The organism is Sinorhizobium sp. NG07B (assembly GCF_002532005.1).
In the GTDB taxonomy this organism is placed as follows: domain Bacteria; phylum Pseudomonadota; class Alphaproteobacteria; order Rhizobiales; family Rhizobiaceae; genus Sinorhizobium; species Sinorhizobium fredii_C.
In genome coordinates this window covers 1,538,068-1,556,172 of sequence record NZ_NWTD01000001.1, presented here as the reverse complement: position 1 = coordinate 1,556,172, position 18,105 = coordinate 1,538,068, and the positions used below count along the sequence as shown (strand labels likewise).

Below are 18,105 nucleotides of genomic sequence, written 5' to 3'. Positions count from 1 at the left end.
TCGGGAGCACGTCGGCTGGCTCCTGTTGATCTGCGGTATTTTTCTGTCGCGCCGCGGCGCGTCATAGGCTAAAGAAGCCGCAAAGCGCCCCCTGTTTGTGTTGCGGTTCGCACGCGCCGTGTCCCTGTCGGAAGGGGTGCGCGCCGCCCGAAGGATTGACGGTCGACGATGACGATTTCCAACACCCGCCCCATCACCCCGGACCTCATCGCCTCGCACGGGCTGAAGCCCGACGAATATGAGCGCATCCTGAACTTGATCGGGCGCGAGCCGACCTTCACCGAACTCGGTATCTTCTCGGCTATGTGGAACGAGCACTGCTCCTACAAATCCTCAAAGAAATGGCTTCGCACGCTCCCGACCAAGGGACCGCGCGTCATCCAGGGGCCGGGCGAGAATGCCGGCGTCGTCGACATCGATGACGGCGATTGCGTCGTCTTCAAGATGGAGAGCCACAACCATCCTTCCTATATCGAGCCCTATCAAGGCGCGGCCACCGGCGTCGGCGGCATCCTGCGTGACGTCTTCACCATGGGTGCGCGCCCGATCGCCGCGATGAACGCGCTCCGCTTCGGCTCGCCCGATCATCCGAAGACCCGCCACCTCGTGTCCGGCGTCGTTGCCGGCGTCGGTGGCTACGGCAACTCCTTCGGCGTGCCCACGGTCGGCGGCGAGGTCGAGTTCGACTCGCGCTATAACGGCAACATCCTCGTCAACGCCTTCGCGGCAGGCCTCGCGAAGAGCGATGCGATCTTCTATTCGAAGGCGGAGGGCGTCGGGCTCCCGGTCGTCTATCTCGGCGCCAAGACCGGCCGCGATGGCGTCGGCGGCGCCACCATGGCTTCGGCCGAGTTCGACGAGTCGATCGAGGAGAAGCGCCCGACCGTCCAGGTCGGCGATCCCTTCACGGAAAAATGCCTGCTTGAAGCCTGCCTCGAACTGATGCAGACGGGCGCCGTGATCGCCATCCAGGACATGGGCGCCGCCGGCCTCACTTGTTCCGCCGTCGAGATGGGCGCCAAGGGCGATCTGGGCATCGAGCTCAATCTCGACAAGGTGCCGGTGCGCGAGGAGCGCATGACTGCCTACGAGATGATGCTTTCCGAAAGCCAGGAGCGCATGCTGATGGTGCTGCGCCCGGAAAAGGAGGAGGAAGCCAAGGCGATCTTCGTCAAGTGGGGCCTCGACTTCGCAATCGTCGGCAAGACGACCGACGACCTGCGCTTCCGCATCCTGCACCAGGGCGAGGAAGTGGCGAACCTGCCGATCAAGGAACTCGGCGACGAGGCACCGGAATATGACCGCCCCTGGACACCGGCCAAGACCCCCTCGCCGCTCGCGACCAACGACATTCCCCAGGCCGATGTCGCCGAGGCGCTTCTGAAGCTGGTCGGCTCCGCCAACAATTCCTCGCGCCGCTGGGTTTACGAGCAATACGACACGCTGATCCAGGGCAATTCGCTGCAGCTGCCGGGCGGCGACGCCGGCGTGGTGCGCGTCGAAGGCCATGAGACGAAGGCGCTCGCCTTCTCTTCGGATGTGACGCCCCGTTATGTCGAGGCAGATCCGTTCGAGGGCGGCAAGCAGGCTGTCGCCGAATGCTGGCGCAACCTGACGGCAACCGGGGCGCTGCCGCTCGCTGCCACCGACAATCTGAACTTCGGCAACCCCGAACGCCCCGAAATCATGAGCCAGTTCGTACACGCCATCAAAGGCATCGGCGAAGCCTGCCGCGCTCTCGATTTCCCGATCGTTTCGGGCAACGTATCGCTCTACAACGAGACGAACGGCCAGGCGATCCTGCCCACCCCGACCATTGGCGGTGTAGGGCTGGTCAAGGACTGGTCGAAGATGGCGCGCATCCGCTTTGCCGCGGCGGATGAGACCATCCTGCTCGCCGGCGCGCCGGAACACTTGGGCAGCCACATCGCTCAGTCAATCTATATGCGCGACATTCACGGCCGCACCGACGGTCCGGCACCGCACGTGGATCTGGCGCATGAACGCAAGGTCGGCGACTTCGTTCGCGGCCTGATCGCGGACGGACTGGTTACCGCCGTGCACGACTGCTCTTCGGGCGGCCTTGCGCTTGCCGTTGCGGAAATGGCGATCGCCTCGGGCATCGGCGCGACGATTGCTGCTCCGGAGAACGATCCGATTGCGGCCTTCTACGGTGAGGATCAGGGTCGCTATGTCGTGACGGTCACTGCCGACAAGCTCGATGCGGTCGCCGCTCGGGCGGCAGTCGCTGGCATTGACCTGCCGGTTATCGGCAAGACCGAAGGCGAAGCCGTTAAACTCGGCGATGCAAAGGCGGTCTCGGTAGACGAATTGCGTTCCGCCCACGAAGCCTGGTTCCCCACCTACATGGGCAGCGATCTGGCTCCGGACAATTGACGGCAGACGGGGCGGAAAACCGTCAAATCATCATTTGCTTTCCGCCCCTGAATCGTGGTTCCCTTGAGGCTACGAGTGGGGGTGCGTCCCCTGCGCCCGCAGAAAAATAACAAAGGAGTTGGCATATCATGCCCATGACACCAGGCGATATCGAAGACATGATCAAGGCCGGAATCCCGGGCGCCAAGGTCACGATCCGCGATTTGGCCGGTGACGGCGACCACTATGCCGCCGAAGTCGTGGCCGAAGCGTTTCGCGGCAAGACCCGCGTGCAGCAGCACCAGATGGTCTACAACGCCTTGAAGGGAAATATGGGCGGCATACTTCATGCGCTCGCCCTGCAGACCAGCGCGCCGGAGTGAGTCCCTATGGCGGACTTGATCAAGGAACTCGTCAGCGGTGTCGTCGACAGTGCGCTGAAGGAGATCCTAAAGAAGACCGGCGCCAGGAAAACCGCGACGCGGCGGACGAAGCGCCGTACCAGGCAAGCCTCAGGCGCCGGCGGCATCCTTGCCGAGATCATCCAGGCCGCGATCCGCAAGCCGGCAAAGAAGCAGGTGAGCCGTCGCCGCACCGCTGCATCCCGCAGCAAGCTGCGCCGCCGCTCCGCCTGAGGTGGTTTGAAAGCCACATTTTGAGGACCATCAACATTTTTGCGAATTGGGTGGGTGAAAACCGCGCCCATGCATGCTATTTAAGCAGCAAAGCGACATCCGGTCCTTGAAGCCGGCCAGGAAGGAAGACAACATGAGCGGAATTCACGATTTCATCGACAACGAGATCAAGACCAACGACGTCGTTCTCTTCATGAAGGGCACGCCGCAGTTTCCGCAGTGTGGTTTCTCCGGACAGGTGGTGCAAATCCTCGATTACATCGGCGTCGACTACAAGGGCATCAACGTGCTCGCCGATGCGGATCTGCGCCAAGGCATCAAGGATTACTCCAACTGGCCGACCATTCCGCAGCTCTATGTGAAGGGCGAATTCGTCGGCGGTTGCGACATCGTGCGCGAGATGTTCCAGGCAGGCGAGTTGCAGGAGCATCTTCAGGGACAGGGCATTTCCGTAAAGGGCGCTGCGTAGCATCCGCAATAGGGAACAGCGCACGGAGAAGGCGGCCTGACCGCCTTTTTTGATTCCGGAACTATATGCCGTTCGGCTAAATTTCGGTGCACTCCTTGAGCAGGCGACGAAATTCACCGGCTCCGGAGGGGTCTTCCACGACCGCGCATCGGCAGATTTTCGACTGCCCCACGGGGGCGATCGACGCAGACATTGCCTTGGGGCGCGCACTCTCTCGCACCCGTATACTCATAGCATCGACGTCGGCGCAGGCTCGACTTCGACCTGAAATTTCACAGACCGATCAAAGTATTGATGAACTCTGCGCCCTCGATATCAGCGGCGCATTCTGTGCCGGACGCCGAGCGGACGGTCAGCGGGATTCCCGAAATGACAAAACCGATAGATCAAGCGGCGACGCTTTCCGGCCTCACCAAGACCCAGTTCATCGCCCTGATGGCGATGCTGATGTCCATCAATGCGATTTCGATCGACATCATGCTGCCGGGGCTGCAGGAAATTGGTGCAAGCCTCGGCGTCAGCGACGAAAACGACCGCCAATATATCCTGTCCGCCTATCTGTTCGGCATGGGTTTCGCACAGCTTTTCTTCGGACCGCTTTCCGATCGCTTCGGGCGGAAGGCGCCGCTCCTCGGCGGGCTGGCGCTCTATGCCCTGAGCGCGATCGCGATCGTCTTCGTGCCGACATTCGCCGCGCTGCTGTTCTTCCGCTTCGTGCAGGGCGTCGGCGCGGCCGCCATTCGCGTCGTGACCGTATCCGTCGTGCGTGACATCTATGGCGGCCGTCAAATGGCGGAGATCATGTCGCTGGTCATGATGGTGTTCATGATCGTCCCGGTGATCGCCCCGAGCATCGGCCAATTGATCATGATCTTTGCGGAATGGCACATGATCTTCGTCGTGATCGCGTTCTACGCGCTTGCCGTCGCGGCGCCCGTCGCAGTTCGCCTGCGGGAGACCTTGGCTCCTGAAAACCGACGCCCGTTCACAGCGTCTGCGATTCTGGAGGGCTTTCGTATCGTCGTGACGAACCGGATGGCGCTGTTCTATACGCTGGCGACGTCCGTGATCTTCGGCGCGCTCTTCGGCTTCATCAATTCGGCACAGCAGGTCCTCGTCGGCATCTATGGTCTCGGCGTGTGGTTCCCGGTCGTCTTCGCGGGCTTTGCCGGACTCATGGCGGTCGCCTCCTTCACCAATTCGCGTCTCGTGCGGCGGTTCGGCATGCGGGCACTCTCGCATGCCGCCCTTCTCGGCTTCACCCTGGCGAGCTTCGTCTGGATGTGTGCATCGCTCGCGGGACCGCTGCCGCTACCGATTTTCGTGGTCCTCTACGCCGCGGCAATGTTCCAGTTCGGGGTGATCTTTGCCAACTTCAACGCCATGGCCATGGAGCCACTCGGGCATGTGGCCGGTACCGCCTCGTCGGTTCTCGGCTTCGTCCAGACGATCACCGGCGGGGTCATCGGCGCCGTCATCGGCCAGGCCTTCGACGGCACTGTGACACCGCTCGCCGTCGGCTTCTTTGCCGTCGGCGTCCTTGCCCTCGTCTTTGTGCTGTTTGCAGAAGGCGGCCGGCTTTTCAAACCGCACAATCCTGCCGGCTAGCCGGATGCCGGTGTGGCGCGACGGCCGGATTGTTCCTCCCAAATCTGCTATTGTGGATATTTCAATGACTTCCATCTCAGAAGACACCCTCAACGCCCGACAACAACCGGATGATACCAACTCGGTTTCGGGTGCGGCTCATATCGGAATGGGCCTCGTCGAATTCATCGTGACGATTGCCGTGATGACGGCAAGCGTGGCGCTCGCGATCGACAGCATGCTGCCGGCGCTTTCGAGCATCGGCCAGTCGTTCGACGTTACCAATGCCAACGACGCGCAGCTCGTCATCGGCATATTCTTCCTCGGTTTCGGCTTTTCGCAGATTTTCTTCGGCAGCCTTTCCGATGCCTTCGGCCGCCGCGTGGTGCTGCTCGGCGGCTTGGCCTTCTTCACCATCTCGAGCTTCGCCGCCTCGCAGGCGACGAGCTTCGAGGCGCTGCTGGTGCTGCGCTTCATCCAGGGCATCGGTGCCGCGGCGGTGCGCATCACCACCATGGCGATTGTCCGCGACTGTTTCGGCGGCCGCGAGATGGCACGCGTCATGTCCTATGTGATGATCGTCTTCATGATCGTGCCGATCGTCGCTCCCTCGCTTGGACAGGTTGTCATCGTCTATGCCGATTGGCACTGGATCTTCATTCTGATCGGCGTGATCGGCCTCGTTCTTTTCTTTTTGGCGCTGACTCGCATGTCGGAGTCGCTCCCTGCCAAGGAGCGCCTGCCGCTCTCGTTCGGCGCTATTCTTTCAGGCTTCCGTACGGTCCTGACGAACCGCATCACCTGCGGTTACATGATCGGCCTGACGCTGTTCACGGCGGTCATCTGCGCCTACATCGTCAGCGTGCAGCAGGTCTTCGGCGAAATTTACGGTCTCGCCGACTGGCTGCCGATCGCCTTTGCCGGAACGGCCGGCGGCATCGCTGTGGCAAACTTTGCCAACGGTTTTTTTGTCCGCAGCTTCGGCATGCGTCGCATCTCGCATGCCGCACTGATCCTGTTCACGCTGCTTGCGGCCGCGGGTTACGCGCTGTCGCTGGCCGGCACGCCGGCCTTCGTCGTCAGCTACGTGATGTTCTCGGTGCTGCTGATGTTCTTTGCCGTGATCGCCACCAATTTCACGGCGATCAGCCTCGAGCCGATGGGCCATCTCGCCGGCACGGCCACCGCGATTACCGGCTTCATCTCGACGACGGCCGGCGCCCTCATCGGCAGCGCCGTCGGCCAGCTTTTCAACGGAACGCTGCAGCCCTTGCTCGGCGGATTCGCGCTCTTCGGACTTCTGACCATTGCCGCTACGCTCTGGGCGGAAAAGGGAAAGCTCTTCACCCATCCCGGCGACCAGATCGCCGGTCCCGATCACGGTGGCGGACATATGTAACAACAAAGCCCGCTCGGCGATCCGGGCGGGCTTTCTCTATTGTGACGCCTGTAACGTCCTTGATCAGACGGTGAAAACCTCGCGCCGCAGCGCCTCCCAGCTTTCCTTGTCGGTGGCGAGAAGCAGCCCGCCATTGGTGTGGGCCGGCAGATAGCGCGATCCGTCGAAGCGGGCCGCATAGGCGCCGGCCTCTTCGGCGATCAGCGTGCCGGCAAGGTGATCCCACGGCATGAGCTTCTGGTACATCAGGAAGTGCAGATGGCCGGCTGCGAAGATGCGGTATTCATGCGCGGCGCAGCGGTAGCTTGTGGCGATCCTCACCTTGGCCAAATTGCCCATGACGATCCGGCGGTCGTCTTCCTGGTAGAATGCCGTCGAGGCGCCGCCGACCATGCTGCCAAGCGGCACGCCGGCCGTGACCGACAGCCTCTCCTGCGACCCGTTCGGCCGGCACATCCAAGCGCCGGAACCTTTCTCGGCAATTACCCAATCATTGCCGAGCGGATCGTAGATGATGCCCGCAACGGTCTCGCCTTTGGCGACGACGCTCGCCATCACCCCGAAGAGCGGCAGGCCGGCGGCAAAGTTGAAGGTCCCGTCGATCGGATCGACGACAATGGCAAGCTCGGCATCCGCCAGCTTGTCGAGGAGAGCGGGATCGGCCGCGACCGACTCTTCCCCGATGAAGACTGCGCCAGGCGCGATCGCGTCGATCTTCGCCTTGATCAGCCTCTCGGCAGCCTCGTCGCCTTCCGTCACAAGATCGATCGCCTCGGACTTCGTCCGCACATCGCCCGATTCCAGATTCCGGAAGCGAGGCAGGATTTCCTTCACCGCCGCCTCCTGCAAAAGGTTGGCAAGGGCGGCGATATCGACGGACTGGCTCATTCTGTGGGCTCCGAAGAAAGGGACTGGAAATCGAACAGTTTTGGATCCAGCAGGTGCGACGGGTTCACATGGCCGAGCGCGCGCAGCATCGTGTCCTTGCGGCCGGGCATGCGCCGCTCGATGTCGGCAAGCATCCCCTTCATGGCATTGCGCTCGAGACCGTCCTGCGAGCCGCAGAGATCGCACGGGATGATCGGGAACTCCATCGCTGCGGCGAATTTCGCGAGATCGTCCTCGGCCGCATAGGCAAGCGGCCGCAGGACCGTCAGGTCGCCCTCGTCATTGAGAAGCTTCGCCGGCATCGACGCCAGGCGGCCGCCATGTAAGAGGTTCATGAAGAAGGTTTCGAGAATGTCCTCGCGATGGTGCCCGAGCACCAGGGCATCGCAGCCCTCCTCCCGCGCGACACGGTAGAGGTTGCCGCGCCTCAGCCTGGAACAGAGCGAGCAATAGGTGGCGCCCGTCGGCACCTTCTCCTTCACGACCGAATAGGTATCGCGATATTCGATCCGGTGCCTGACGCCGATCGAGGCGAGATAGTCCGGCAGGATGTGTTTCGGAAAGTTCGGCTGGCCCTGGTCGAGATTGCAGGCAATGAGCTCGACCGGCAGAAGCCCGCGCCACTGCAGATCCATCAGCAGCGCCAAGAGGCTGTAGCTGTCCTTGCCTCCGGAAACGCCGACGAGCCAGCGCTTCGACCCTTTCAGCATGCCGAAGTCGTCGAAAGCCTGACGCACTTGGCGCAGCAGGCGCTTTCTCAGCTTGTTGAAGGAGACGGAGGTCGGCATCCGCGCGAACAGCGGATGAGCACCGGTGTCGAGAACGGCGTCTTCCGCATTGGGAGCAGCGTCCATCATCTCGCGCTCAGGCGATAGTGAGAGTTCCATGGCGGTAGTCTCGGATTCTGAGGGCGAAATAGGTCCGCCCAAAGGCCCGAACCACTTGCCCGGTCTGGTACCGAAGATCAAGGGAAAAGGGGCGGCGGCGCAATGAATTGCAGGAATCGAGCCCTCAACCTCAGCGAAATTGCCCCTCACCGTAGCCCTCTCCCCGCACGCGGGGCGGAGGTCACGGCAGCGGCATGAGGGGCACCCTCAGACGCTCACGGCCCAAATACCGACCAGCCGGTACGCGCCGCGAGCATCTCGAGCGCCAGCGAGCCCAGGAGCGAATTGCCGTTCTCGTTGAGGCCCGGCGACCACACGGCAATCGAGGCTTTGCCGGGCGCGACCGCCATGATGCCGCCGCCGACGCCGCTCTTGCCGGGCAGACCGACGCGATAGGCAAAGTCACCGGATCCGTCATAGTGGCCGCAGGTGAGCATCAGCGCATTGATGCGCCGGGCCCGCAGGCGCGATACGACGGAATGGCCGGTCAACGAATTGGTGCCGCCCGCCGCCAGAAAAAGGCCCGCCTTCGCCAGCTGGCTGCAGGTCATGGCGAGCGCACAGTGGTGGAAATAGACGCCGAGCACATGCTCGACCGGATGGTCGAGCCGTCCGAAGGAGCGCATGAAACTGGCGAGCGCGAAATTGCGGAAGCCGGTGGCCGTCTCGGAGCGGGCAACCTCGTGGTCGATGACAATGTTCTCGTCGTCGGCCAAGTAACGGACGAAGCGCACGATCTCGCCTATCAGTTCCCTCGGCGTGTGGCCGGCGAGGATCAGGTCGCTGATCGTGATCGCCCCCGCATTGATGAAGGGGTTGCGCGGCTTTCCACCCTCGTGTTCGAGTTGCACGATCGAATTGAAGGCCGACCCGGAGGGTTCGCGGCCGACCCGATGCCAGATATTCTCGCCATGCTTGCCGAGCGCCAGCGTCAGCGTGAAGACCTTCGAAATGCTCTGGATCGAGAACGGCACTTCCGCATCGCCGACCCGATGCACATCACCGCCCGTCGTGACGATCGCCATGCCGAAATGCTGGGGATTTATGCGGGCAAGCTGGGGAATATAGTCGGCAACCTTGCCCTCGCCCAGCCGCGGCGTCAGCTCGCGATAGATGTCGTCGAGGATCTGTTGCAGATCCTGAGGCGCTTTCTGCTCCGGCATGCGGCACTCCTCGATCTTGGGTCGCTCCGGCAGTTTTCTACAAAAAAACCGCCCGTCTCCGGGCGGTTTTCGAATTCACGAGGCCGAGCCCGGATTAACGCGAATAGAATTCGACGACCAGGTGCGGCTCCATGACGACCGGATAGGGAACGTCGGTCAGAGCCGGAACGCGGACGAAGGTCGCGACCATCTTGTTGTGATCGGCTTCGATATAATCCGGAACGTCGCGCTCAGCGAGCTGAACGGATTCGAGAACCGTAACGAGCTGCTTGGACTTGTCCTTGACTTCGATGACGTCGCCCGGCTTGCAACGGTAGGAACCGATGTTGACGCGAACGCCGTTGACCTTGACGTGGCCATGGTTGACGAACTGGCGGGCGGCAAAGACGGTCGGAACGAACTTGGCGCGGTAGACGATCGCGTCGAGGCGCGATTCAAGCAGGCCGATCAGGTTTTCCGGGGTGTCGCCCTTGCGGCGGGAAGCTTCGGCGAAGATCGCACGGAACTGTTTTTCACGGATGTCGCCGTAGTAGCCCTTCAGCTTCTGCTTGGCGCGCAGCTGCACGCCGAAGTCGGAAAGCTTCGACTTGCGGCGCTGACCGTGCTGGCCCGGGCCGTATTCGCGGCGGTTGACCGGGGACTTCGGGCGACCCCAGATGTTCTCGCCCATGCGGCGGTCAATTTTATACTTGGACGATTCGCGCTTGCTCATCGCATTTCCTTTCAATCGGTTACACCGGTCTGTTGCCAAGCCGGATCAAGGAAACACGCCCTCCTCTGAACTCATTTTGGGAGTTCTGACAGGCTTCTCACGATCACGCTGCCGGAGAAACCACGGGACATGTCAAATGAAACACCGGGCATCGCTGCCCGGCGTTGGGCGGGTCTTTACGCATTGGGCGGGGAATTGTCAAACAGATTTACGCAAGAAACGCAGGGATTTCCGCCAATCCCCGTTCCGAAAAAATCACTCCGCGGCCGCGCGCTCCGACATGCCGGCTTCCGGCGCATTCGCATCACCCGGACGGGTCTCTTTGCCGAGGTCAGGGAAAGCGACGATTCGTTTGCCAGCGAAATCCGCATGCACGACGATCAGCCCCTGCTCTTCGAAATAGCCGAGCAACCGTCGCGCCCGCCGGGCGGAATGCGTGCCGTAAGCACGCGCGATCATCGCGTCAGAAGGACAGGGAGCGCCACGCACGGCCGCCTGCGCCATCATCAGGAAGACGCCCTGCAGGTCCTCCGTCACCCGATCGGCGAGCCCAAGAGCCGATGCCCAGGCTTCAGTCGCAGCCGTTTCGGGATCCACCCCCGAGCGCGCCACGGCCATCTTGCGCCGAAAAACACCGAGTGACGGCGCGGAGCCTGGCACACGGCGGATGCGGCAGCGAACCAGGAAATCCTGGTACAGCTCGGCGTCGGGCCGGAACGCCGCTTCCGGGTTTGCAAGAATCTCGGCGAACACGCCATCGATCAACGCCTCCCGCTCCTCGGCGGAGAGTTCCGGCTGGGCGGGCTTCGCCTCGACCGGTGTCTGAGATTCCGGCCGCGGCCGCGACAGTTCCGCGAGAATATCGCTGGCGGGCCGCGGCTGGGGCGCCGCACGTCGGACAATGGGTCGGCTCCATTCTTCCGGATCGGGCGTGAAGATCAGGTCCTCGACATCCTGCGGCGCCTCCGGCAGCGGCATCAGCTTCGGGCTCGTCGAGCGCGCCGACGTCTCGACCGATCCGATCGTCACCTTCAGCGGCCGGCGGGAAAGCGCCGGGCCGAGCGCTACGAAGGAGCCACGCTTCAGGTCGCGGAACATTTCGGCCGTGCGACGGTCCATGCCGAGCAGGTCGGCGGCGCGCTGCATGTCGATATCGAGGAAGGTGCGCCCCATCAGGAAGTTCGACGCTTCCGCCGCGACGTTTTTGGCAAGCTTCGCCAGGCGCTGGGTGGCAATCACGCCGGCCAGTCCGCGCTTACGGCCGCGGCACATCAGGTTGGTCATCGCCCCGAGCGACACCTTGCGCGCCTCTTCCGAAACATCGCCACCGACCGAGGGCGCGAACATCTGCGCCTCGTCGACGACGACCAGGACGGGATACCAATAGTCGCGATCCGCATCGAACATCGCGTTCAGGAACACGCCGGCGCTGCGCATCTGCTGCTCAATGTCGAGTCCCTCGAGCGAAAGGACGCACGAGACGCGGTGCTGGCGGATGCGCGTGGCGATGCCGATCAATTCCGCATCCGTCCGCTCGCCCTCGATCACCACATGACCGAACTTGTCGGCAAGGGTCACGAAATCGCCTTCTGGGTCGATGATGCACTGCTGCACCCAAGGGGCGGACTGCTCAAGCAGCCGGCGCAACAGATGCGACTTGCCCGAGCCTGAATTGCCCTGCACCAGGAGTCGCGTCGCGAGAAGCTCTTCGATATCGAGCGAGGCCGAAGTCCCTTCGGACGTCGTTCCCATGTCGATGCCGACTTTCATTCCCACCTCTTCGTCACGAATTGATTCGCGATCCGCCGGGAGCGCCAAAACCAGCGACACCTAGCACGGTTTTGGCTCCGGTCAGGGCCGCTATTCAGACAACTCACAGGAATACGCGTGCGACCCAGCAAAAATTGGTTCCCTGGAAAAAGATCGCAAAAGTTGAAAGCGGGCAGATCCCCTCCTATTCACTGGAGTCGCCTGATGATAGTCCCAGACAGGATGCAAGGAAGCTGATGTCTCAATACGACACCGAGAACCACTTTCAGTTCGACAAGCAATTGCGCGAGGCGGGCAAGACCCCCTATCGCGTCATTTCGCCGGCGGAAGCGCGGCGCTCGTGAATCAGCCTTGCCCTTGCGATTGCGATCGTGCTGGCGGCCGCCGCCTTCATCCTGCCGACGGCGTTCTGACGCTCATGCGGAACGCACGGTGAGCCCAAAGCCCTGCATCAGCCGCCGCGTGGCGAAATCGGGCCTGCCGGAGGTGAAGATCGCCGGATCCTCGCCGTTCAACGGTTCGAAACCGTTCGGCAACGGCACGAGCGAACGCGCCCGCCGCGCGATTGCCTCGGCCGGATCCAGCCAGTCGACCGGCCAGGGCGCCAGCCGCCGGAAGACATTCGCCATGAACGGATAATGCGTGCAGGCGAGCACGACGATGTCGGTCTTCCGATCGTCCATTTCGACAAAGCAGGGGGCGATCTCCGCCAGCACCGCCTCGTCCTCCAGCTTGTCGCCGCGGATATAGGCTTCCGACATGCGTGCCAGGTTCTCCGAACCGACCAAGCGCACATGGCACTGCGAGGCGAAGGATTGGATGAGATCGCGCGTATAGGCGCGCTTCACCGTTCCGGGCGTTGCCAGAACCGAGACCAGTCCCGAACGCGTCCGCTCGGCCGCCGGCTTGATCGCCGGCACCGTGCCGACGAAGGTCATTTGCGGATAGGCGGCGCGCAAATCCGCTCCGACCAGTGTGAAGGCGGTATTGCAGGCGATGACGCAGATTTCCGGATCGTGCTCTCTGAGCAAGTCGCCAAAGAGCGCGATCACCCGCACCTTTAGCGCCCCCTCCTCCCATCCGCCATAGGGAAAGCCGGCATCGTCGGCGACATAGATGAAGTGCCGCTCCGGCATCAGCACGCGCGCCTCGCGCAGCACCGTCAGACCGCCGATGCCGCTGTCGAAGATGAGAATGGGTTTGAGCTCAGTCGTCGTCACCGCCGCCTTGCCCCTTCCTGCCTCCGGCCGGTGCGCCCGAGCCGCGCGGGTTTTCGCGCGTGAAGCGGTCGAGCGATGAGATGACGCCGCGCAGCACCTGGATTTCGGATTCGCTGAAGGAAGGCCTCGTCAGAACAGCGCGGAGATTTTCCACCAATTTCGGTTTTTTATCGGCGGAGCGAAAGTAATTGCGCGCCTCGAGCGCCCCCTCGAGATGTTCGAACAGCCCCTGAAGATGTTCCTTCGTGGCCGGCCGCTGCTCGATCGCCTGGAACGAGGTCTCCTCCTCGGACTCCATGCCGGTCTTCATCCACTCATAGGACATCAGCAGCACGGCCTGGGCAAGATTGAGCGAGGCGAAGGCGGGATTGACGGGGAAGGTTACAATCTCGTCTGCGAGCGCCACCTCCTCATTGGTCAGTCCGGTACGCTCGCGGCCGAAGATGATGCCGACCGCCTCCCCGACCTTGAAGCGCTGGCGGAGCGAGCGGGCGGCAACGATCGGCGAACGCACCGGCTTGTAGCCATCCCGATCGCGGGCTGTGGTGGCGTAGACGAAGTTGAGGTCGGCGATTGCCTCCTCTAGCGTGTTATAGAGTTTGGCCCCGTCGATCACATGATCGGCTCGGCTCGCCGCCGAGCGCGCCTTCTCACTCGGCCAACCGTCGCGCGGATTGACGAGACGCAGTTCCGAAAGCCCGAAATTCGCCATGGCGCGAGCAACCATGCCGATGTTCTCGCCCAGCTGAGGGTAAGCGAGAATGATCGCCGGCCCCTCCGTCAAGAGTTCGCGCTCGCTGTTCGTGCCTGCCATTATGATACCTTGCCTCTATTCGCCGCTTCCCTCGCACAAAAACCTTGGAAATTAAAGCCGGGACACCAAAGTCGGCGAGGCCTTTGCTGACCCAAAGTTTCGGCCAACTATGCTTTGCCTTGCCGGTCCACAGTGCTATAGGGCTGTGGATTTTTCCACCGGAGGGGCGTCGGCCACGGCGTCTCAGAAAGCACGAGGCATATTCATGGCAAAGATCAAGGTCGCCAATCCGGTCGTCGAGCTCGACGGCGATGAGATGACCCGCATCATCTGGCAGTTCATCAAGGACAAGCTGATCCATCCCTATCTCGACCTCGATCTGGAATATTACGACCTCAGCGTCGAAAACCGCGATGCGACCGAAGACCAGGTGACGATCGATGCCGCGAACGCCATCAAGAAGCACGGCGTCGGCGTCAAGTGCGCAACGATCACGCCGGATGAAGCACGCGTCGAGGAATTCAACCTGAAGAAAATGTGGAAGTCGCCGAACGGCACGATCCGCAATATCCTCGGCGGCGTCATCTTCCGCGAACCGATCATCTGCAAGAACGTCCCGCGCCTCGTCCCCGGCTGGACCAAACCGATCATCGTCGGCCGCCACGCCTTCGGCGACCAGTATCGCGCCACCGACTTCAAGTTCCCGGGCAAGGGCAAGCTGTCGATCAAGTTCGTCGGCGACGACGGCCAGACGATCGAACACGACGTCTATGAGGCCCCCGGCGCCGGCGTTGCGATGGCGATGTACAACCTCGACGAATCGATCACCGAATTCGCCCGCGCCTCGTTCAACTACGGCCTGCAGCGCAAGGTGCCGGTCTATCTCTCGACCAAGAACACTATCCTGAAAGCCTATGACGGCCGCTTCAAGGACATCTTCCAGAAGGTGTTCGACGAGGAATTCGCCGAAGAGTTCAAGGCCGCCAAGCTCTGGTACGAACACCGCCTGATCGACGACATGGTCGCCTCGGCGCTCAAGTGGTCCGGCGGCTACGTCTGGGCCTGCAAGAACTATGACGGCGACGTGCAGTCGGACATCGTCGCCCAGGGCTTCGGCTCGCTCGGCCTGATGACCTCGGTGCTGATGACCCCGGACGGCAAGACGGTCGAAGCGGAAGCCGCGCACGGCACGGTGACCCGCCACTACCGCCAGCACCAGAAGGGCGAGGAAACCTCGACCAACTCGATCGCCTCGATCTTCGCCTGGACCCGCGGTCTGGCGCACCGCGCCAAGCTCGACGGCAATGCCGAACTGGCGAAGTTCTCCGAGACGCTGGAGCGCGTCTGCGTCGAGACGGTCGAGGCCGGCTTCATGACCAAGGACCTGGCGCTGCTGATCGGTCCCGACCAGCCGTGGCTCTCGACCACCGGCTTCCTCGACAAGATCGACGAGAACCTCAAGAAAGCAATGGCCGCCTAGGCGGCCAGCCCGACAGCCACAACTACGAAACCCGGCCTTGTGCCGGGTTTCTTGTTTGAAGCGTCGAAGTGAAACGGGGCCAAGTCACTTGAGCGGCAGATAGATTTCCGTAAGCAGCTCGGTCGGGGCCACTTCGCGCGGGTTGTTCAGATACTTCTCGAACATGACGCTGTCGCGGATCTCGCGGCCGGAATTCGGCAGCCAAGTCCCATAGAGCCATTGATAGGCCTTTGGCATGTCGGCATAGGGGCCCTTGTGCCGCAGCACGGCATAGTGCCCGCCGTCAATCCCTTGCAGCGTAAGCGGCGCCTCGGCCGCCTGCTCGCCGTTGGCCGTCACGCAGGCGAACGATCGGAGCTTGTCCGTCTCCACCAGTTCCGGGTCATCCAGGTAGATTCCGATCATCTCCATGTCCGGCCGAAACAGGTTCCGCGCGAAGAGGGTGGCGTAAAGCGTTTCGAACGCTTCTCCGATGCCCATATGGGAACCAGAATGGGCAACACCCGCCAGGGTCAGAGGCTCTATGGTCCTCAAGTCAACATCGTACATGACAGCATTTCCTTCCATGGAAGCGGTTTCAAAGGCCTTGTGGCTCCCCTCCTTCCTGTAGCGCGCCGGCGGAAGACCATAGACGGCCCTGAAGGTGCGGTTGAAGGATTGAACATTCGGGTAGCCAGAGCGTCGCGCGATCGCTTCGACTGAAAGACCGGTCTGGACAAGTTCTGCCGCTGCCCGTTGCAGCCGCAATCGCTTGACGGTCGCCGCCAAGGTTTCGCCATGCACCGCCCTGTAGATGCGGTGCCAATGGTGCGGCGAAAGACAGGCGATCTCCGACAGCCGTCGAGATTCAGCTCTTCATCGAGATGCCCGTAGAAATAGGCCGAGACGTGGTGAAGCCGCCTCTCATATGTCGCCCATGCACCGCCCGCCATATCGAACCTTTCGCGCTTCGCTCGACCACGTTCAAACCACAGATCGAATTGACGAATCCTGCTGACCTGAATGCTGCCCGCTCAGCTTGTGCGGCATGGCGACTCAGATAGGCTGAGAATGCCCGGCACGTACCATCCAGCAAACGTGGCGGATCTCGAAAGTTTCGCCGATGCCCGATTCTCTTATCCCAAAAACTGTCAGCGTGATCGCCGAGGGATACGGCCGCGCCAGGCTGAAAGCGGACGCTTTGGCCGGCCTGACCGTCGCCATCGTCGCCCTACCGCTTTCAATGGCCATTGCGATCGCCTCCGGCGTAACACCCGATCGCGGGCTCTATACCGCAATCGTCGGCGGATTTCTCGTTTCGCTCCTCGGCGGCAGCCGGGTCCAGATTGGCGGTCCGGCCGGTGCCTTCATCGTTCTCGTCGCTGCGACCGGCGCCCGGCATGGTATCGACGGCCTGTTGCTTGCGACTGCGATGGCCGGCCTCATGCTCGTTGCGGCCGGCTACTTGCGCCTCGGACAGTACATCAAGTTCATCCCCTACCCCGTCACGGTCGGCTTCACGGCCGGGATTGCTGTGATCATCTTTGCCAGCCAGTTGCGCGACCTTTTCGGGCTGACGTTACCAGGCAGCGAACCGGGGCCGATTGTTGAAAAGATCGCGGCACTCGGCCGGTCCGCCGATACGGTCAATCGGGCCGCGGTGCTGACCGCCACCCTGACCGTCGGCATCATTCTCGCGCTGCGCCGGTTGCGGCCGCATTGGCCCGGAATGCTCATCGCCGTCGGCGCCGCATCGGTCCTCGTCGCCGTCCTGCACCTGCCGACGGACACGATCGGCACTCGCTTCGGCGGTATTCCGCGCGGACTGCCGCTTCCGACCTTGCCGCCTTTCTCCCTTGAGAAAGCCGTTGCGGTGTTCCCGGATGCGGTCTCGTTGGCTCTTCTCGGCGCGATCGAGTCACTGCTTTCGGCCGTTGTCGCTGATGGCATGACGGGACGCAGACATCGATCCAGCATGGAGTTGATTGCCCAGGGGATAGCCAATCTGTGTTCGGCGCTCTTCGGCGGCATCTGCGTCACCGGCACCATTGCCCGCACCGCAACCAATGTTCGCGCCGGAGGCACTAGCCCCGTTTCCGGCATGCTGCATTCAGTCTTTCTCCTTCTCTTCATGCTGCTTGCCGCACCGCTAGCAAGCTATATCCCGCTCGCTTCCCTCGCTGGCGTGCTTGCCGTCGTCGCCTGGAACATGATCGAAAAGCCGGCCTTCATGGCGCTCTTGCGGTCGTCCTACGGTGATGCTGTCGTGCTGCTGGCCACCTTTTTCATCGTTGTCTTTCGCGAACTGACAGAGGGGATAGTGATCGGTGTGGCGCTCGGCGCCCTCCTGTTCATCAATCGAATGGCGAAAGGCATCTCAGTCGGTGAAATGAAGCCGCTTGAGCTGCTGCAATCGGGAAATCGCGACGAAGAGCACCCGGTCATTGGCGATGATCCGGAAACGGTGATCTATCGGATTGCAGGCATCTTCTTCTTCGGCTCGGCAGCCACCGTTGCAGCGGTGCTCGATCGGATCGCCGATCAGCGCCGAAACTTCATTCTCGACTGCTCCGAAGTCCCCTTCATGGATTCGACCGCCGCCAACATCATCGAAGGGACGTTGCGCAAGGCGGAGAGGCTCGGCGTGCGCTTCATCATCGTTGGCGCCAATACGCAGGTTCGCCGCGTCCTCTATCAACACCACGTGCGTCCACCGCGTGTCTTGATGCGCGGCTCGATCCCGGCGGCGCTCGAGACCATCCGCGGCGAAAAGAGCGCATGAAAAA

At 62.2% G+C, this 18,105-nt stretch carries 15 protein-coding genes and 1 pseudogene; 8 read left to right on the top strand and 8 right to left on the bottom strand.

Going from position 1 to position 18,105, the window contains the following annotated elements; translation table 11 throughout:
- The first annotated feature begins 168 nt into the window (after window positions 1-168).
- From purL to CO664_RS07420, 6 genes are all read left to right on the top strand, one after another.
- A complete protein-coding gene (gene purL / locus CO664_RS07445) occupies window positions 169-2,397 on the top strand; it encodes a phosphoribosylformylglycinamidine synthase subunit PurL (RefSeq protein WP_037424447.1) in 2,229 nt (742 codons plus the stop codon).
- Between the two features lie 128 nt (window positions 2,398-2,525).
- Window positions 2,526-2,759 (top strand): BolA family transcriptional regulator, encoded by a 234-nt coding sequence (locus CO664_RS07440; protein WP_014328481.1) that lies wholly within the window; start codon window positions 2,526-2,528, stop codon window positions 2,757-2,759.
- A gap of 6 nt (window positions 2,760-2,765) precedes the next feature.
- A complete protein-coding gene (locus CO664_RS07435) occupies window positions 2,766-3,011 on the top strand; it encodes a hypothetical protein (protein WP_097538293.1) in 246 nt (81 codons plus the stop codon).
- Window positions 3,012-3,144: 133 nt separating this feature from the next.
- A complete protein-coding gene (gene grxD / locus CO664_RS07430) occupies window positions 3,145-3,480 on the top strand; it encodes a Grx4 family monothiol glutaredoxin (RefSeq protein WP_037385944.1) in 336 nt (111 codons plus the stop codon).
- 369 nt (window positions 3,481-3,849) lie between these two features.
- A complete protein-coding gene (locus CO664_RS07425) occupies window positions 3,850-5,088 on the top strand; it encodes a multidrug effflux MFS transporter (protein ID WP_097538611.1) in 1,239 nt (412 codons plus the stop codon).
- 64 nt (window positions 5,089-5,152) lie between these two features.
- Window positions 5,153-6,466: a multidrug effflux MFS transporter gene (locus tag CO664_RS07420; protein ID WP_097538292.1), complete on the top strand. Its 1,314-nt coding sequence runs from the start codon at window positions 5,153-5,155 to the stop codon at window positions 6,464-6,466.
- A gap of 63 nt (window positions 6,467-6,529) precedes the next feature.
- Here the strand turns inward: CO664_RS07420 and CO664_RS07415 are convergent, their stop codons facing one another.
- The 7 genes from CO664_RS07415 to CO664_RS07385 form a co-directional block, all read right to left on the bottom strand.
- Window positions 6,530-7,354 (bottom strand): inositol monophosphatase, encoded by an 825-nt coding sequence (locus tag CO664_RS07415; RefSeq protein WP_097538291.1) that lies wholly within the window; start codon window positions 7,352-7,354, stop codon window positions 6,530-6,532.
- Window positions 7,351-8,211, bottom strand: a complete 861-nt coding sequence (gene ttcA, locus CO664_RS07410) for a tRNA 2-thiocytidine(32) synthetase TtcA (RefSeq protein ID WP_234820162.1) — start codon at window positions 8,209-8,211, stop codon at window positions 7,351-7,353. The genes CO664_RS07415 and ttcA overlap by 4 nt, the downstream gene beginning before the upstream one ends.
- A gap of 245 nt (window positions 8,212-8,456) precedes the next feature.
- Window positions 8,457-9,404, bottom strand: coding sequence for a glutaminase (locus tag CO664_RS07405; protein WP_097538289.1), 948 nt, complete (start codon window positions 9,402-9,404; stop codon window positions 8,457-8,459).
- A 94-nt stretch (window positions 9,405-9,498) separates the two neighbouring features.
- A complete protein-coding gene (gene rpsD / locus CO664_RS07400; protein WP_018239866.1) occupies window positions 9,499-10,116 on the bottom strand; it encodes a 30S ribosomal protein S4 in 618 nt (205 codons plus the stop codon).
- A gap of 255 nt (window positions 10,117-10,371) precedes the next feature.
- Window positions 10,372-11,886, bottom strand: a complete 1,515-nt coding sequence (locus CO664_RS07395; RefSeq protein WP_097538288.1) for an ATP-binding protein — start codon at window positions 11,884-11,886, stop codon at window positions 10,372-10,374.
- A 416-nt stretch (window positions 11,887-12,302) separates the two neighbouring features.
- A complete protein-coding gene (gene murI / locus CO664_RS07390) occupies window positions 12,303-13,106 on the bottom strand; it encodes a glutamate racemase (RefSeq protein ID WP_097538287.1) in 804 nt (267 codons plus the stop codon).
- Window positions 13,093-13,920: an RNA methyltransferase gene (locus CO664_RS07385; RefSeq protein ID WP_037424428.1), complete on the bottom strand. Its 828-nt coding sequence runs from the start codon at window positions 13,918-13,920 to the stop codon at window positions 13,093-13,095. Before CO664_RS07385 ends, murI begins: the two co-directional genes overlap by 14 nt.
- Window positions 13,921-14,125: 205 nt before the next feature.
- On the opposite strand from CO664_RS07385, the gene CO664_RS07380 reads away from it, so the two are divergent.
- Window positions 14,126-15,340 (top strand): NADP-dependent isocitrate dehydrogenase, encoded by a 1,215-nt coding sequence (locus CO664_RS07380; protein WP_037424426.1) that lies wholly within the window; start codon window positions 14,126-14,128, stop codon window positions 15,338-15,340.
- An 84-nt stretch (window positions 15,341-15,424) separates the two neighbouring features.
- On the opposite strand, the pseudogene CO664_RS07375 reads toward CO664_RS07380, so the two are convergent.
- A pseudogene (locus CO664_RS07375) lies at window positions 15,425-16,272 on the bottom strand (AraC family transcriptional regulator).
- A gap of 170 nt (window positions 16,273-16,442) precedes the next feature.
- Between CO664_RS07375 and CO664_RS07370 the strand changes: the two are divergent.
- Complete coding sequence (locus CO664_RS07370; RefSeq protein ID WP_097538286.1) at window positions 16,443-18,101, top strand: SulP family inorganic anion transporter; 1,659 nt, start codon at window positions 16,443-16,445, stop codon at window positions 18,099-18,101.
- Window positions 18,102-18,105 lie beyond the last annotated feature (4 nt).

What these genes read in the sequence shown, in the direction of transcription:
- CO664_RS07420 (WP_097538292.1), top strand. Translation starts at nt 5,153, where the DNA reads ATGACTTCCATCTCAGAAGACACCCTCAACGCCCGACAACAACCGGAT.
- grxD (WP_037385944.1), top strand. Translation starts at nt 3,145, where the DNA reads ATGAGCGGAATTCACGATTTCATCGACAACGAGATCAAGACCAACGAC.
- CO664_RS07440 (WP_014328481.1), top strand. Translation starts at nt 2,526, where the DNA reads ATGCCCATGACACCAGGCGATATCGAAGACATGATCAAGGCCGGAATC.
- rpsD (WP_018239866.1), bottom strand. Translation starts at nt 10,116, where the DNA reads ATGAGCAAGCGCGAATCGTCCAAGTATAAAATTGACCGCCGCATGGGC.
- CO664_RS07405 (WP_097538289.1), bottom strand. Translation starts at nt 9,404, where the DNA reads ATGCCGGAGCAGAAAGCGCCTCAGGATCTGCAACAGATCCTCGACGAC.
- CO664_RS07435 (WP_097538293.1), top strand. Translation starts at nt 2,766, where the DNA reads ATGGCGGACTTGATCAAGGAACTCGTCAGCGGTGTCGTCGACAGTGCG.
- CO664_RS07395 (WP_097538288.1), bottom strand. Translation starts at nt 11,886, where the DNA reads ATGAAAGTCGGCATCGACATGGGAACGACGTCCGAAGGGACTTCGGCC.
- CO664_RS07415 (WP_097538291.1), bottom strand. Translation starts at nt 7,354, where the DNA reads ATGAGCCAGTCCGTCGATATCGCCGCCCTTGCCAACCTTTTGCAGGAG.
- CO664_RS07380 (WP_037424426.1), top strand. Translation starts at nt 14,126, where the DNA reads ATGGCAAAGATCAAGGTCGCCAATCCGGTCGTCGAGCTCGACGGCGAT.
- CO664_RS07385 (WP_037424428.1), bottom strand. Translation starts at nt 13,920, where the DNA reads ATGGCAGGCACGAACAGCGAGCGCGAACTCTTGACGGAGGGGCCGGCG.
- CO664_RS07425 (WP_097538611.1), top strand. Translation starts at nt 3,850, where the DNA reads ATGACAAAACCGATAGATCAAGCGGCGACGCTTTCCGGCCTCACCAAG.
- CO664_RS07370 (WP_097538286.1), top strand. Translation starts at nt 16,443, where the DNA reads ATGCCCGATTCTCTTATCCCAAAAACTGTCAGCGTGATCGCCGAGGGA.
- purL (WP_037424447.1), top strand. Translation starts at nt 169, where the DNA reads ATGACGATTTCCAACACCCGCCCCATCACCCCGGACCTCATCGCCTCG.
- ttcA (WP_234820162.1), bottom strand. Translation starts at nt 8,211, where the DNA reads ATGATGGACGCTGCTCCCAATGCGGAAGACGCCGTTCTCGACACCGGT.